This window comes from Levilactobacillus cerevisiae, from assembly GCF_003946245.1.
GTDB classification, from domain to species: domain Bacteria; phylum Bacillota; class Bacilli; order Lactobacillales; family Lactobacillaceae; genus Levilactobacillus; species Levilactobacillus cerevisiae.
On sequence record NZ_RHNN01000018.1, the window covers coordinates 26563 to 41578 of the forward strand.

The window sequence follows — 15016 nt, forward strand, 5'->3', positions numbered from 1 at the left end:
GCGACTGGGACCATCATTTCACAGGACACAAAAAGTAGGCGTGCTACGGCCAATCGGTCATAGCGCGCCTACTTTTTTAGGCATCGTTTTTAATTTGAGTATCAACGTGGTCAGATTGCCACCAGAAACTGGCAACGCCCAACGACTTTGCCCGCCTACTCCGCGGCCAAATGGCGAATCTGCTTCACGGGCACCGACAATAGGTCGCCACTCGCCAGTAGGTAGAGGTACTGACCCAGCACGGGTTTGCCAGTCATTTGCTTTAGTGCGGCCGCGTACAAATTCACCTGCCCGCCATAACGTTCGAGCAACTTGGCCTCACTTTGCGCAACGGCTTGGGCATTGACGTGGTCGGTCTTGTAGTCAAACAGGATTACCCCGTCCGGCGTGTCCAAATAACCGTCGACGATCCCATGGACCAATACCTGTGAATCGGCCTCCTGGAAATCCCGGAACAGGCTGCGCGCCGGCATTAACAGCGAGAATGGTACTTCGCGATGGAGTTTGTCGGGCGCTGCTAAAATCTGCTGGCCCAAGTCACTGTTGTAGAAGCGGAGAATGAAGTCCGGTTGAATCCGCTGGGCGACTGCCGCCGTTAAGACTTGGTCGGCCACCAACTGGTCGATCACGGCCTGCACACTTTCGGCCGTGGGCGCGCTGGTGACGTCTAATTCCTGGAGCACCAGGTGGGTGGCACTCCCGATTTCCGTAGCCAACGGCTCTCTGACCGTCTGGAGGAAGTCCGGCCGGGAAAAGTCATGGGTCACGAACCGATTCCCGGTCGTTTGACCACTGGCACTGGCGCGGTACTCACCGATTGACGCGTTGTCGGGGTCTTCAAATAGCCGTTTGGCCTCTGACACGGACTGGTAAGCCGTGGTCATCGTGGCCGCTTGGTGGGGATAACGGAAGTCCATGATTGCCTGGAGCTGTTCCCCGGAAACCGTCTTGGCGTTGACCTTAGCCGCTGTTTGGCTATTTTCTTGGAGCCAATCCGCCGCGGCCGCAGCCACGTCGGGTGCCGAGTCTAACTCATCCGCCGTCACAAAGGTCACGCCAAAGTTGGCGGGATCCCCGGCTAGCCCGGAGAAGGTGGTCGTTCCCTGGCGGAGGTCGGCAGGGAACTTGCCGTCACGCACCAGGCACATCCCAATCCAGTCCAGGTAATTGGCCAGCGTGGATTTCTCCCGCAAGGTGGCGTTTAAGACCAGTTCTGGACTCTGGTAGGCCTGTTCCCAAGCAGCAATGGCCTCTTCCTGGGTCTTGTGGGAACCGACGATGTAGAGCCGAGATTCAGCCCGCGTCAACGCCACGTAGAGCTTCCGCATTTCTTCGGCGAGACTGGCCCGCGAAATTGCTTGGGCCGTCACCAATTTTTGTAGGCTCGGCGCCTTGACCCGGCTGTCAGGATCGAGGTAATCAATCCCAATCCCCGTCTTGCCGCTCATGACGTAATTCCCCTGTTGGTCTTGCTTGTTGAACTGGCGCGAGGCATCCATGATGAAGACGACTGGAAATTCCAGCCCCTTGCTCCCGTGAATGGTCATAACGGACACCGCATCCGTCGCCGCCTGCACTGGGGCACCAGCCAGATCGGCGTCCCGTTCCTGGAGGCGTTCAACGAAGCGGACGAACTGAAACAGGCCCTTGAAGCTACTCTTTTCATAGCTTTGCGCGCGTTCATACAGGGCGTGCAGGTTGGCTTGTCGCTGTGACCCGGCTGGCATCCCGCCAACGTAGTCGAGGAAGCCGGTATCCTGGTAGATCCGCCAGATCAGCGTCACCAATTCATTTTGCTGGGCCACGTCACGGAACGTTTGAAGCTGTTCTAAGAAGTGACTGATTTTTTCGTAAACGGCCTGCTGCAGGTTGCTGGCTGAAGCGGCCGCAAAACTATTCTGGAAATGGACCAACGCCTGGTAGTAATCACCAGTCTTCTGGTTGATTCGCAGCATAGCCAGTTCATTTTCGTCCAACCCCACGATGGGTGAGCGCAAGACGGCGGCTAGCGGAATGTCCTGGTACGGATTATCAATCACCCGCAACAGGGCCATCATGATCTGAATTTCCGTGGTCTTAAAGTAATTTTGGGCGTCGTTCACTACCACCGGAATGCCTAAGCGGCGCAGCTCATCGGTGATAATTAGGTTGTTCGTGCGGGTCGGTGTCAACAGGGTGATATCCCCGTAGCACATGTCCCGTACTTTTTTGGCATCGCGGTCATAAATTGGCGTCTTAGCGGCAATCAACTCCTGAATCTTCTTACCGACCATCAGGACTTCTCCCTGGTGCTTGTTGTCGACTTGGAAGGTCGCATCCATGGGTTCCCCATCTGTTTCCGGCGTTTCAGCACCCTCAGTCAAATAGACCAGCAAGTCCGCGGTGCTCGTGGCCCCGGCGCCCTTGTCATCGTAATAGGTCGCCCCATACTTCAGCTGAGCCGATCCAGTGTAGGCGATTTCGCCCAGTTCCCGGTCCATCAGTTGCTTGAAAATGAGGTTGGTGAAGTCGTCCACATTTTTCATGGAACGGAAATTTTCGGCGAGCACAATCAGCTGGCCGTCGTCACCGTTGGCCTCGTAACGGTCGGTCTTGTCCATGAACAGGGTCGGATCCGCCTGCCGGAACCGGTAAATGGATTGTTTCACGTCACCCACCATAAATAAGTTGCCGTGGGGGGCTGGCTGCGCAATCGCGGTCAGGATGGCTTCCTGCAAGCTATTCGTATCTTGATATTCATCGATCATGATTTCCTGGTACTGGTCGCGGAGTTGGGCGGTGACCTGCCGCGACTGCGCGGTGTCACTGCTTAAGATATCTAGGGCCGCGTGCTCAATGTCGGCGAAGTCCAAGACGTGCCGGCGTTGCTTTTCCTGGCGGTAGGCGTCACGAAATAAACCCACGACCCGGGCCAATTCGCCAACCAGCTCACCTGATTTGGTGATAGTGGTCGTCACTTGTTCCTCAGTCTGCAGGAAATACGAGGCTTGCAGCTGATCCAACTGCTTCTTGGCCGGATCGTAGTAGGTCGCCTTCAATTCATTGTAAACGGGATAGTCTTCATTATTCTTCCGCACGAACGGCATACGCCCCCAGGCAAAGCCCTGAATCGCGGCTCGTAGCGCGTTCCAACTGTCCCCATCTACCAAGTCGCTGACCGTCTGCAAGTCGCTTAGAAGCGGCATCAGGTGGTCCAATTGCTTGGTGAGATTGGCCTGGGTGGCCAGCTGTTGCGCGCTGGTCAGGTCGGCCTTAATTTGCTGGAGTTGTTGGGTGAATAAGGGTTTTAACTGTTTTTGATAAAAGGTCGTACCGGTCAGGTGGTCACTATCCAACTGATAGGGTTGCGGTAAGGCCGCCAACCAGGCCGCGGGATCCGGCGTGGCGTTGGCAAACGTATAGGTCCGCTGTACCAAGTCGGCCAGGCCGTCGTCACTGCGGTCCCCGGAAAAGTTTTCGGTCAGCCGGGCAAACAGCCCCGACTCGTCGTTGGCGTAGAGGTCTTCCCGCAGGTCGGCCCAGACCTCATCACGCAGTAACGCGTTTTCCGTCTCGTCGGCCATCAATCGGAAGACCGGGTCCAGATCAATTACATAATAGTAGTGCTGGAGAATCCGCAGACAAAAGGCGTCCAGCGTACTGATGTCGGCCACCGGCAACTGGTTGAGCTGCCGCAGGTAAAATTGTTGTTGCTCACTGTTGCCCTGGCTCGCCGTCAACTCTGCGCGCAAGCTGGTTTGAATCCGCTCACGCATTTCAGCGGCGGCGGCCTTGGTGAAGGTCACAATCAGAATGTGGTCGATGCCCATCCCCGCCTTCAGGTGTTCAATCACCCGTTGGACCAGGACCCGGGTCTTCCCGGAACCGGCCGAAGCCGAGACCAGCAGGTTATTCCCCGTTTGATAAATGGCGTCGTGTTGACTGGGTGTGTACTTAAATGTTGTGCTCATTGGGAGCCTCCTGTTCCTGTTCGGCCTTGATGCGATCCATGACGTCTTCCTTCTTGAGCGCTGCCAGATCCCGGTAGTTATTTTCCGTCAATAGCGGGTCAAACTGCATGATGGACTTGTACGGGGAGTATTGCAGCGCCGTCTTACTCTGTTGGCGGAACGGCGAGAGGTCAACGTGACCGTCGAAAATTTCCGTCGCCGCGCGCTTGATCAGCCGCTCCGTGTGGTTCAACAGTAAGGTCAGCTCAGTCGGATTGACCAGCATCTTACCGTAAGACGTAATGGTCCCCTTCTTGGTCCGCCGTAAGCCGCGGAAGAGCAGTGAACTGCCACTAAAGTCGGGATCGGCAAATAGCGTATCCAGGTTCGTCAATAGGTCGGGATCGTCCAGCAAGAGGCCTTGATACTGTTCGGCCTTCAACAACGCGTCGCCCAGATCCTCACCCAAGATGTCAGCCGCCTTTAAAATGGGGTTCTGCATGTGCAGGTACACGGCGCCCGCCAGCTCGGCATCCTTGGCCGTGGCCGCGTCCAGCAAGTCGGGCATATTTTTCTGCACGGCATCGAGGTACGTCAGCATTTGCATGGCCTGGCCATAGTAAGCGTCTTGATAACTAAATTTATGCTCGGAACTCTTGTAGTCCACGATCCCGAGATAGGTCTTGTTGTTGACCTGCATCGCATCCAACCGGTCGATCCGCCCGCGGACGGTGACCTGGCGCTTTTTACCAACGTCAAAGGACAGGGCCGCCAAGCCCCGTTCGTCCCCCAGCCCAAACTGCAGCTCGGTTCGCCGTGGTCGGAACTGCGTGCGTTTACTCTGCTCCTGCAGGGTTTTGGCCATTCGCCGCATGGTCTTAATCAATTGTTCACGAATATAGGTCATCCGGTGTGAACTTTCCAGGATGGCAAACTGCGGATTGGCCGTGGTATCTAGGATCTTAGCGATGACCTCATCCGTCATTTCTCCCAGTTGCTGGTCGTCTAGCGACGCGAGGTCCAGCTTCTGCTGGTTGACCAGCTTCATCAGGCCGTCTAAGGTCGCGTGAAAGAATTCCCCGGTACTTGCCGGCGAGAGCGCAAAGACGTCGCGCTCCTGCAGTTTTAGCCCATATTTGAGGTAGTATGCGTACGGGTTGGCGTAGTATTCTTCCAATTTAGAAATGGAGGTACTGATCTTGTTGCCGTACAGCTGGGTCACGATATCTGGCGTCAACTGGGTGGGCACGTTGCGGTAACTGAGGCTGCCCAGTAATTTAGTGGTCAGCTCGCCGTAAGTCGGGTCCGCTCGTAACAAATGCAGGACGTACAGCCAGGCATTGGAGAGCGGCTTTTCCCGCAATTGACTGTCGTGACTGGCCTGTACCAGGTGCCGCAGTGTGGTCCGCCGAGTGCCGATAAACGGCAAGATCTCACCGTCTTCGGCTTGCGGCGTCCCCGCAGCCACCTGAGTTGGCAGGTTAAAGTAGGCCTGAATCCGCGCCACGTAAGGCGACAGCTGGAGGCCGTTCTTGTCATCATCGCTGGTGGCCGGGTAGCTGAAAATGAGCTGTTCACTGCTACTCAGGAAGGCCAGGTAGTTCAGATACGGCTCGCCCGCCAGCTGAGTGGCCGCATCGTCACGCAGGTAACTGCTGGCGTCGACCTGCTGGAGTTGACTGCTCAAGTCTTGGCGGTCGTTATCCGCCAGTAAGGTCGTCGGGATCTGATTGTCCGGCATGGTATCAGCCGTGGCCCCCATCAGAAAGGTCACCTTGCGATTGTTGGTCTGCACGATCCCACTTTCAGAAATGGTGACCTGATCCAGCGTTGACGGAATTTGATTGAATTTCGCCCCGGCAAACCCGGCCTGTAACAGCGCTTGAAAGTCAGCCTGGACAAATGGCAGGTCGCCCAAAATCGTATGGAATTCGTCTAAAATTTGGCAGAAAGTGGCCCAGGTCTGTTCGGGCTGGCCCGCACGAACTAAATCGCCGTCCGTAATAGCCTGATCCCGCCAAGCCTGCAGGCGCTCGGTCACGCCGGCCTGGTCTAAGAACTGGTAGAGAACGGCAACCGCGTCGGTATAGGTCTTCGCGGCCTTTAACCGGGCAAAGAATGGCGGTAAGGTCGCCTGCACAAAGTGGCGGATCAGATTAATCTGTTGCGAAATCTGGTCGTCTTGCGTGGTCTGCACGCCACCATCCCCCACGGCAAAGCGGTTAAAGACCCAATCCTTATCCTGCGTCCAGCGATACTGGCCCTCGTAGCCGTTCTTCAGGACCAGATTTTCCGTGAGTGCCAACGCTTGCCGGTACGTGGTCAGAGACAGCGGCTGGTCGTCCGCATCGCGGGGCAACAATAGTTCTGATTTCAGCACCCGAAAGACGTCAGCGTAACGGTAGTTCCGGCGTTCGACGTCGAACAAGGCGTTGAGCAATTCCACGAAGGGGTGGTCGGCCATTTGCACGTCGGCATCGTCAAAGTACGGGATCGCCTGTGCGCTGAAAATGGGGCCAATCACGGTCTGATAGGCATCCAAATGCCGCGCCAGGACTAAGAAATCCTGGTAGCGGTACTTGCCGGTCGCCACCATCTGGCGAATCTGGGTGGCGACCCGTGAAACTTCGACGTACCGGTTAGCCGCCTGAACAACTTGAATGTTGGTGGGCACACTGGTGGCCGGCACGGGTTCTGGCGAAATTGTGTTGCTGGCCTGCCAGTAGGCGTCTAACGCCTGCAGGTCGGCGCTCACCCGGGCCGTCTGCGCGCGTTGGTCCCGCAAGACGTGAACGCTGTTGGCCTGCGCCACCACGTAGAGTTGGTGGTACGTTTTGGCCGACTGAAAGAACAGGTTGGTCGGGTCGGGAAGCTCGCCTGGATAGCCTTTGTCGAGGTTCAAGGCGACCGTCACGCTAGCAGCGTGTTCAATCAAAACGGCAACCAGCTGGCGTTCCTGGGCGCTCAATTGGGAAAAGCCTTCGAGGTAAAAATGCGCGTGACTCAGGTCCACCCGCTGGCTCAAGAAATCGGCCAGCTGGTTGAGTAAATCCGTATTTTCGACATATTTGCCCAGCATCTGGGCTTCAAAGGCGTCATAAATAATCATCAGGTCGTGGAGCTTGGCCTGCAGGTCGGCATTCTTGCCGGGCAACTGGTCAATGGCGGCAAGCAAGTCGGCCGCGGTCACCTGCCCCACCTTGAATTCGGCGAGTTGGGTGGTCAGCTGACTGATGAAGCCCGGCCGATCAACCTCTCCTCTGAAGATAGTCAGCTCATCGGCGTGGCTCTGAATGATTTGATAGATCAACATGTTCAAGCCGGCCGTCGAAATCCGGGGCAGCTGGTACACGGGTTCATTTTTCATGAAGAACCAGGCCAGACGGGTGAACGAGAAGACCTGCACCTGGGTCTGGGCAAATAGCGGTTGATCGGGGGCTACGCGCGCCTTTAAGGCCGCCAGCACATCGACTTCCGTTTCAAACTTAATGTGGTTGGGCACCAGGTAGTAACTCTGGTCCATCGGTTGGGCCGTCACCTGTTGCGCCAACGCTGCCACCATGGGTTCTCTGTGGTCCTGACCGGCCCCACCTAAAATAAATTGTAAACTCATCCGCTACCTCCAATTTCTTTGCCAATCGTTTGTCCTGCACGCCTTACTGAACGTTGTCAGTATACCAAGTCTCCCCGTCATCATTTGTCGTTCGTTAGTATCAAACCACCACTTGAAAAATCAGCGGCGCAAACTTCTGTTAAGTTGATTATATGATAGCATACCGTCGAGCAAAAGCGAACATTTGTTTGGTACAAATTTTGTCATAATCTAACGACTTTGCGAGCCATTTTTCTGAAAGCGTGCTACACTGAATTATAATATTAAAAATTGGTGAGAAAGCGGGCTTGCGTTTATGAAAGATAGTGAACAGATTCAGATTCTCCAGGATTTAGTCAGCATCAATTCCGTCAATGGCAACGAGGACGCCGTCGCCACGTACATCAAACAGCTCTTCGCCGAACACGGCATTGCGTCTAAGATCATCCCCTACGCCCCCAATCGCAGTAACATCGTCGCCGAAATTGGCGATCCCGCTAGCGACAACGTCTTCTCCCTGGCCGGTCACCTGGACACGGTCGCCACTGGCGATTTAGCGGACTGGCAGTTCGACCCGTTCGCCGCCCACATTGACGGCAACACGCTGTACGGTCGGGGTGCTGCCGACATGAAGAGCGGCCTGGCGGGCATGCTGATCACCTTCGTGAACCTGGCCGACGCCCATACAAAACTGAACGGTCGCTTGCGTTTCATCGGGACCGTGGGCGAGGAAAATGGTGCCATGGGCTCACGGATGTTGACTGAACAGGGTTACGCCGACGATTTGAAAGGCATGGTCATTGGCGAACCCACCGGTGGCAACCTGGTCTACGCCCACAATGGTTCCCTCAACTATCACGTCTATTCGCGCGGCGTTGGGGCGCACAGCTCCATGCCAGAGAAAGGCATCAACGCCATCACCAATTTGATCAAATACGTGACCGCCGAGGCCACTGAATTTGACGACGCCCCAGTCAGCCCCGAACTCGGGCCGCTGGTCCACAGTGTCACCGTCTTTAACGGCGGCGAACAGGTCAACAGCATCCCCGCCAAGGCCGAACTGCAAGGCAACATTCGGCCCATTCCAGAGTTCGACAACGCGGCCGTGATCAAGCGGCTAAACGAGACCGTCGACCGGCTCAACCAGGAAGATGGCGTGGCCTTGACCTTACACGTTGACTACAGTTTCAAGCCGATCATCAGCGCGCAAGATTCGCCACTGGTCAAGACGACTAAGGCGATTGCGGACGCCGAATTTGGCCATCCGATTGATCTGCAAGTCATCCACGGGGCGACCGACGCCTCCGAATTTACCAAGTCCACCAACGCCTTCCCCGTTATCGTTTACGGCGCGGGCAAATGGTACGACGCCCACTCACTGAACGAATCCGTCGACCTCGATGAATTCCGCCACGTGCAACGGGTCTACGAACAATTAGTCAAAAAAATGCTGGCTTAATCGCCACACAAAAACGCTTGGCCTCACGGGAAAATGTTCCACGTGAAACTAAGCGTTTTTTGATTGCCTATTTACCGGCGATTCGCGAATCATTGGCGCCAAAGTACTGACGGCCTGGCAATGCCTGGTAGTTTAAGAGTTGACTGACCGTGACCAGCTTGTAGCCCTTGGCCTTTAAGCGTTTGATAATCGTCGGAACGGCAGCCACGGATTGTTTGTGGATGTCGTGCATCAGAATGATGTCGCCCCCACGGGTATCCTTCATCACTTCATTAATATCTTTTTGCGTGTTCAGGTAAGCCCAATCCCGTGAGTCGACCGACCAACGGATGATGGGTTGCTGCACCTTGCGCCCTTCTGCGGCAGTGATGTTACCGTATGGCGGCCGCACGTACTGTGGCAGCGTGCCGGTCGCGTTGTAAATGGCGCGGTTGGTCCGCGTAATTTGGCTAAACGTGTTGGCGGTCCCGATGCTGTCAAAGTTGGGATGATTCCACGAGTGGTTGCCCAGTTCCTTGCCCCCAGCCAATACGGCGCGGGTAATCTTTGGGTAACGCGTCACGCTCTGGCCAACTTCAAAGAACGTCGCGTGCACGTGATTGTTCTTCAGCGTCTTCAGCAACCGCGGCGTCAGGGTTGGGTCCGGCCCGTCGTCAAACGTCAGCGCCACCATCTTACTGGTCTTCACCTTGCTGGTCCGGTTGGCCTTAGGTAGGTAGCGATTCAGAATCTTGCCCTTCAAGTCACGATAGGGCACCGTAACGTGCGTTAATTTAAAACTGTTCTTCAACAGTGGCATCCGCAGGCCGTTCTTGGTCAGCGTGGCCTTCTTGGTCATGTGCGTTGGTAAAGCCACCTGATAAACGGCGGCGACTTTGGAACTCTTCGCCTTGGTCGTCTGCAGGATGGACTGACGCGCGGCCTCCCGAATCGCCCCGAGCCGGTACTGATTCTTGTTGGTCAGTTGTCCGTAAGTCACCGTCTTGTTCGTCGTCTTGGCTTGGGCGCTCAGTGGCCCTGCCCCTAGTAATAGGACGGTTGCTGCCGCTAAAATTCCGGTCACGAGTCCCCGTTGGTATGTACGCATAGAAATCCCCTCCAATTGCATTGTAAACTCCCCTGAGTCTACCCCCATGTTACCAGTTTTACCCCTAAAAAGAACCCTTTTTGCCCATGCATTTTTCTGTATAAAAAAAGGCAACCGACCGTAGTCAGTTCCCTTAGTCCGTTTCACTGTCGGGCGGGTTAATCGCCTTGTGATTCTCCGTCAAAACTTCATTGGTATACTGTTCCAAATCAGCCAACGTGGTCGCCGCATCGCCGGTTTGGGCGTTCTGTTGGGCCGCCATATTCTCGGCAACCGCCCAGCGTGCCAACGTGTCGGTGATGGGCACGATGTCTTGGATAATCACCATGTCTGAGTCAGCTTCGTGTTGTTCTTGCAGCGCTTGAAAGCTATCGATATCGGTAATCAACCGTAAAACTTTACCCGTTTCTCGTTCAGTGGATTCGAAAATCACAAAGTGGGCTACCTGATTGGCCGCCTGCATCCGTTCCCGAATCGCTTTTAATTGCTCATCATCTATTTCTAGTGCCAAAGTCTTCACCCCACTGCGTCTATTTTAACAAAGATTGCGGCTGGCTACGTACTATTTCAGCAGGTTTTCGGAAATTTTAGTTTTTGGCAGCTAAAATTGGGACCCGTTATTGACAGATCGCCAACGACTGGTAATCGTAGCCGCCATTTTGCAAGAGGTCGACTGCCACCTGAGCCACTGTTTCACGTGAAACATTTCCAGCGGGTACGGGGGCGCCTTCCTTGATGATTTGTGGCGTCGTGCCCAGCTCGGCCGTCAGCGTGACCGGCCGTAAAATCGTATACGGGAACTCGGCTTCATCCACTAATTTGGCGGCATATCGCTGCTGGTTCAGGTATTCCTTCACGTTGTCGATGCCGGGATAGACCAGCTCGCCTGTCACTTCCTGGTCGACGCCCGCCGTACTGAGCATCACGAACCGTGTCAGCTGCAGGCGTTGGTGGTACTGCGCGTCGAACAAGGCCTCAAAGGCCAGGTCAACGTCCATGCCGCTCAGCGCTGAGAAAATGATAGGGCTGTCCTGTAACGGCGCCACGTAAGTCTCCTCGGTCGCTAAGTCGCCGCTAAATTCGGTCACCTGCGCTGCCAGGTCAGCTGGCAAGGTTTCTGTTGGGGTGTGCAAGACCCGCACCGTCGTCTCTGCATTACCTGCCAATTGCCGCGCCACCAGTTGACCCAGCGCCGTTGCGCCCACAATTAAATAAGTCGTCATCGTTTATCCGCTCCTTTTTTCCTTGCCTCCCAGTGTAGCAGAAAGTCGCGGCCGCTAACACCGGGCCAAGATATTTTTAACTTCAAAATTAATTCGGTATAATAGGAAATGTATTTGAATCCGGTTTCATTAATTATTAGGAGGGTCTTTGTATGACACACAAACAAGTCACGATTGGTAAAACTGATGTGCAAACAACACCGTTAGGACTGGGAACCAATGCAGTCGGCGGGTATAACCTCTTCCCGAATTTGAAAGACGAAGATGGATTGAACTTGGTCAAGGCGGGCTTAAACAACGGCATCCAGCTGTTGGACACGGCCTACGTTTACGGCCTGGGGCACTCCGAAGAACTGGTCGGCCAAGCCATGCACGACTTTGACCGCCACAGCTTCACCCTTGCCACTAAGGGCGCGCAGGACTTCTCAAGCGGCGAACAGGTCATCAACAATGACCCGAAATTTCTCACCGAACAAGTCGAAGCCAGCCTGAAACGGCTCAACACCGACTACCTCGACATTTACTACATTCATTTTCCAGACAAGCAAACGCCTAAGGCCGAAGCGGTCGGCGCCCTGCAACGGCTGCGGGAACAAGGCAAGATTCGGGCAATCGGCCTGTCTAACTTCAGCTTAGACCAGGTCAAGGAGGCCAACGCGGACGGCTACGTCGACGTGGTGGAAGACGAATTTAGCCTGTTGCATCGCGACCACGAGGCCGACCTGATGCCATACCTGAAGGATCACCAGATTAGTTTCGTACCATACTTTCCACTGGCTTCTGGCCTGTTGACCGGGAAATACGACCAGAACGTGGCCTTCCCCGCCGATGACATTCGCAGCCAAATCAGTGACTTCCAGGAACCCCGCTACACGCAAGCACTGCAAGCTATCGAAGCCATCCGGCCAATCGCCAGCGCCCACAACGCCACGGTTGCGCAGACCGTTTTGGCTTGGTACATGCAGGATCCACTGATCAGCGTCGTCATCCCCGGTGCCAAGCGCGCCGCTCAGGTCGAGGCCAACGCGAAATCACTGGATGTGACCCTGAGCGCCGCCGAATACCAAACGATCGACACGGCCTTCGCTGGGTTCAAGGCAACAACCAGCGGCAAGTCCCTAGCCGACCCAGACTAAACTCGGATTGCTGGTCTTTTCCGTTCCCGGCGGTGGGTTCAAGGTGCTCTGCTGTGGGGCACGGCTCCAGCCTGAACCCCGGTCTTTCGCCTCGCCTTAAAGCCCCGCAAAAATCGCGAGGCTTCAAGGTCGTCCCATGCTCTAAGCTGCCAAAACCGCAGCTAAGACCATCGACACAGCTGAGCACCTTGACCCACCTCTGGTCACTCACCTTGTGATCTGAGTTTCGACTTTGTGTGGCTCGCATCAGACATAACAGCTCTCAGTGCTTCCAGGATGGTGAAAATGGGACCGGATCGCTGTGGGCGGACGTCTAGCCATCACTATTTACGTCTAAGTCACTTTGGATTTTTGACCTGGCTTGAACCGCATTAACTTAACCTGGCCACCAACTTAGAATCCTTGGTACCCTAGACCACTAGCACCATGCTTCCCCAAAAGGACGCGAGAAAAATTTCTCGGGCCCTTTTTCTTTGGCCAAATCCCGCCAGACCGGTTTATTCGTGTTTTACGAACTTGCTCGGTATAAAATTGTTCATAATTCGTGATTGCATTTCATTTAGCGAAATGGTAAGCTCTATAAGTATTGATTTTAGATAAAAACACGAACGATAGTTAAAAACGTTCGGATTTTACATAAATTGGATTTGAAGGAGCAATTATTCATGCAAAGAATCGCTGACTTTTTTCATTTTGAAGAACTGGGTACGAACTACAAGAAGGAAACGCTGGCGGGGTTAACCACTTTCGTTTCCATGGCCTACATCCTCTTCGTGAACCCGCAAGTGCTGGGGGCTTCCGGCATCAGCCAAGGCGCCGTGTTCACTGCGACCGCCTTCGCCTCCGCCTTTGGGTGCATGTTGATGGGGATTCTCGCCAACTACCCCATCGCCATCTCCGCTAGCCTGGGGATCAACGCCTTCTTCGCCTACTCCGTGGTTATCGGCATGAAGGTGCCGTGGGAAACGGCGCTGGCCGGGGTCTTTGTGGCCTCGATTCTCTTCATGATTTTAACAGCGTTCAAGCTGCGGGAAAAGGTGGTTGACGCCATCCCCCGTGATTTAAAAATGGCCATCAGTGCCGGAATCGGATTGTTCATTGCCTTTATCGGGTTGAGCCAGGGTGGCTTGATCATGGCTGACAAATCAACGGTCGTGACGTTGGGCTCCCTGCAAGTCGGTAGCACCTGGTTGACGATTTTCGGGCTGCTGGTGACGCTGATCTTAATGAGTGCCCGCATTCCCGGTGCCATCTTCATCGGGATGGTCGCCAACTCCATTTTAGGCTTGGCCACCGGCTTAATCGCCATGCCCAAGCAAATCGTCTCCGGCGTGCCGTCCATTAGCTCCACGTTCATGGTTGGGCTGACCCACGTCACGAGCATCAACTCCCTCCAACTAGTTGTGGTCGTTTTGACCTTCTTGTTGGTCACCTTCTTTGACACCACCGGGACGCTGGTTGGCCTGGCCGAACAAGCCGGCTTGGTGAAGAATAACAAGCTGCCACGGATTGGGAAAGCCTTGATGGCCGACTCCAGTACGATGGTGGTCGGTTCACTGCTGGGGACCTCACCCATGGGCGCCTTCGTGGAATCATCCGCTGGGATCGCCGTGGGGGGCCGCTCAGGGTTTACCGCCATTGTGACCGGGATCTTCTTCATTTTAGGGGCCTTCTTCTCCCCACTGCTGGCCGTCGTGACCAACCAAGTGACCGCGCCCGCTTTGATTATTGTGGGTGTGCTGATGGCCCAATCGCTGAAAAACATTCACTGGGAAAAATTTGAAGTCGCCGCCCCTGCCTTCCTAATCGTCTTGGGCATGCCACTGACCTACAGCATCTCAGACGGTATTGCCTTGGGCTTCATCACCTACCCGCTGACCATGATTGCGGCCAAGCGCGGCAAGGAAGTCGGCGCCATGATGTACGGTCTGGCCGTCGTCTTCGTCTTGTTCCTGTGGATTTTAAACGCAGGCTAGTCGTGCCTGATGACTTTGGATATAACGTTAAGAAGCTCGCCAGATTTTGTCTGGTGGGCTTCTTTTTTGCACTCTAAAATTAAAAACCAATCAAAAAAACTCCCCCACAACCAAAACCACGTTGTGAGCAAGCCATTTAAGCACGCCACCGCCGATAACCCCAGCGGGCCAAATTGCTCAAAACAATACCAATCGTGACGACTAACATGCTGATTCCCATCAGAGGGCCGGCAACGGGAAATCCGAGAATGTCGCCGAGCACCGAGACGATGCCACCAATGACAATCAGCGCCATCAGGACCGTCTTCGACCACGTCCAAACGGTCCGTTGGTTGGGGGCCGTTTCGTTTAGCAAGTAGAACCACCCTGCCATTTTGGTCGGTGAAACTGACTCACGCCGCCCCCAGAAGTGGTAATAGCTGTCGACGGCCAGGAGCGCGACCACGATAAGTAGGAATAAGACCCAATAGCCGGGTGGCAGCTGTCCCGTTGGCCCCATGAACATCAAGGCCGCCTCAATCACAATGATGAGAAACAGGCCGGCCCCTAAAATTTGTTGCAGGTACTCGTGCATTTGTTTCGTCATTTATCGTTTCTCCCCGTTGATGCGCGAC

Annotated in this window: 9 protein-coding genes; 3 read left to right on the forward strand and 6 right to left on the reverse strand. The window is 54.9% G+C overall.

Features of this window, described 5'->3' with window-relative positions:
* Positions 1-155 precede the first annotated feature (155 nt).
* Positions 156-3950 (reverse strand): helicase-exonuclease AddAB subunit AddA, encoded by a 3795-nt coding sequence (gene addA / locus EKM99_RS09695; RefSeq protein WP_125583220.1) that lies wholly within the window; start codon positions 3948-3950, stop codon positions 156-158.
* Positions 3934-7542 carry a PD-(D/E)XK nuclease family protein gene (locus EKM99_RS09700; RefSeq protein ID WP_125583221.1) on the reverse strand — a complete coding sequence of 1203 codons (3609 nt, stop codon included), beginning with the start codon at positions 7540-7542 and terminating at the stop codon, positions 3934-3936. The genes addA and EKM99_RS09700 overlap by 17 nt, the downstream gene beginning before the upstream one ends.
* A gap of 295 nt (positions 7543-7837) precedes the next feature.
* On the opposite strand from EKM99_RS09700, the gene EKM99_RS09705 reads away from it, so the two are divergent.
* The gene (locus EKM99_RS09705) at positions 7838-8980 is read left to right on the forward strand and encodes an ArgE/DapE family deacylase (protein ID WP_125583222.1); all 1143 of its coding nucleotides are present in this window, start codon (positions 7838-7840) and stop codon (positions 8978-8980) included.
* Between the two features lie 67 nt (positions 8981-9047).
* Here EKM99_RS09705 and EKM99_RS09710 read toward each other — a convergent pair whose 3' ends face one another.
* The 3 genes from EKM99_RS09710 to EKM99_RS09720 all read right to left on the reverse strand — a co-directional run bounded on the left by EKM99_RS09710 (position 9048) and on the right by EKM99_RS09720 (position 11290).
* The gene (locus tag EKM99_RS09710) at positions 9048-10067 is read right to left on the reverse strand and encodes a polysaccharide deacetylase family protein (RefSeq protein WP_225419832.1); all 1020 of its coding nucleotides are present in this window, start codon (positions 10065-10067) and stop codon (positions 9048-9050) included.
* Positions 10068-10200: 133 nt separating this feature from the next.
* Positions 10201-10587 carry a hypothetical protein gene (locus tag EKM99_RS09715; protein WP_225419833.1) on the reverse strand — a complete coding sequence of 129 codons (387 nt, stop codon included), beginning with the start codon at positions 10585-10587 and terminating at the stop codon, positions 10201-10203.
* A gap of 97 nt (positions 10588-10684) precedes the next feature.
* Positions 10685-11290 (reverse strand): NAD(P)-binding oxidoreductase, encoded by a 606-nt coding sequence (locus EKM99_RS09720; RefSeq protein WP_125583225.1) that lies wholly within the window; start codon positions 11288-11290, stop codon positions 10685-10687.
* A 152-nt stretch (positions 11291-11442) separates the two neighbouring features.
* Between EKM99_RS09720 and EKM99_RS09725 the strand changes: the two genes are divergently transcribed.
* Complete coding sequence (locus tag EKM99_RS09725) at positions 11443-12426, forward strand: aldo/keto reductase (RefSeq protein WP_125583226.1); 984 nt, start codon at positions 11443-11445, stop codon at positions 12424-12426.
* Between the two features lie 665 nt (positions 12427-13091).
* The gene (locus EKM99_RS09730) at positions 13092-14402 is read left to right on the forward strand and encodes an NCS2 family permease (protein WP_125583227.1); all 1311 of its coding nucleotides are present in this window, start codon (positions 13092-13094) and stop codon (positions 14400-14402) included.
* Between the two features lie 136 nt (positions 14403-14538).
* On the opposite strand, the gene EKM99_RS09735 is transcribed toward EKM99_RS09730, so the two are convergent.
* Entirely contained in the window at positions 14539-14988 is a 450-nt protein-coding gene (locus tag EKM99_RS09735; RefSeq protein WP_125583228.1) for a hypothetical protein, read from the reverse strand.
* Between the last annotated feature and the right edge of the window lie 28 nt (positions 14989-15016).

Excerpts from the sequence above, each read along its gene's own strand:
- EKM99_RS09700 (WP_125583221.1), bottom strand. The coding sequence starts at position 7,542 with ATGAGTTTACAATTTATTTTAGGTGGGGCCGGTCAGGACCACAGAGAA.
- EKM99_RS09710 (WP_225419832.1), bottom strand. The coding sequence starts at position 10,067 with ATGCGTACATACCAACGGGGACTCGTGACCGGAATTTTAGCGGCAGCA.
- EKM99_RS09705 (WP_125583222.1), top strand. The coding sequence starts at position 7,838 with ATGAAAGATAGTGAACAGATTCAGATTCTCCAGGATTTAGTCAGCATC.
- EKM99_RS09730 (WP_125583227.1), top strand. The coding sequence starts at position 13,092 with ATGCAAAGAATCGCTGACTTTTTTCATTTTGAAGAACTGGGTACGAAC.
- addA (WP_125583220.1), bottom strand. The coding sequence starts at position 3,950 with ATGAGCACAACATTTAAGTACACACCCAGTCAACACGACGCCATTTAT.
- EKM99_RS09720 (WP_125583225.1), bottom strand. The coding sequence starts at position 11,290 with ATGACGACTTATTTAATTGTGGGCGCAACGGCGCTGGGTCAACTGGTG.
- EKM99_RS09735 (WP_125583228.1), bottom strand. The coding sequence starts at position 14,988 with ATGACGAAACAAATGCACGAGTACCTGCAACAAATTTTAGGGGCCGGC.
- EKM99_RS09725 (WP_125583226.1), top strand. The coding sequence starts at position 11,443 with ATGACACACAAACAAGTCACGATTGGTAAAACTGATGTGCAAACAACA.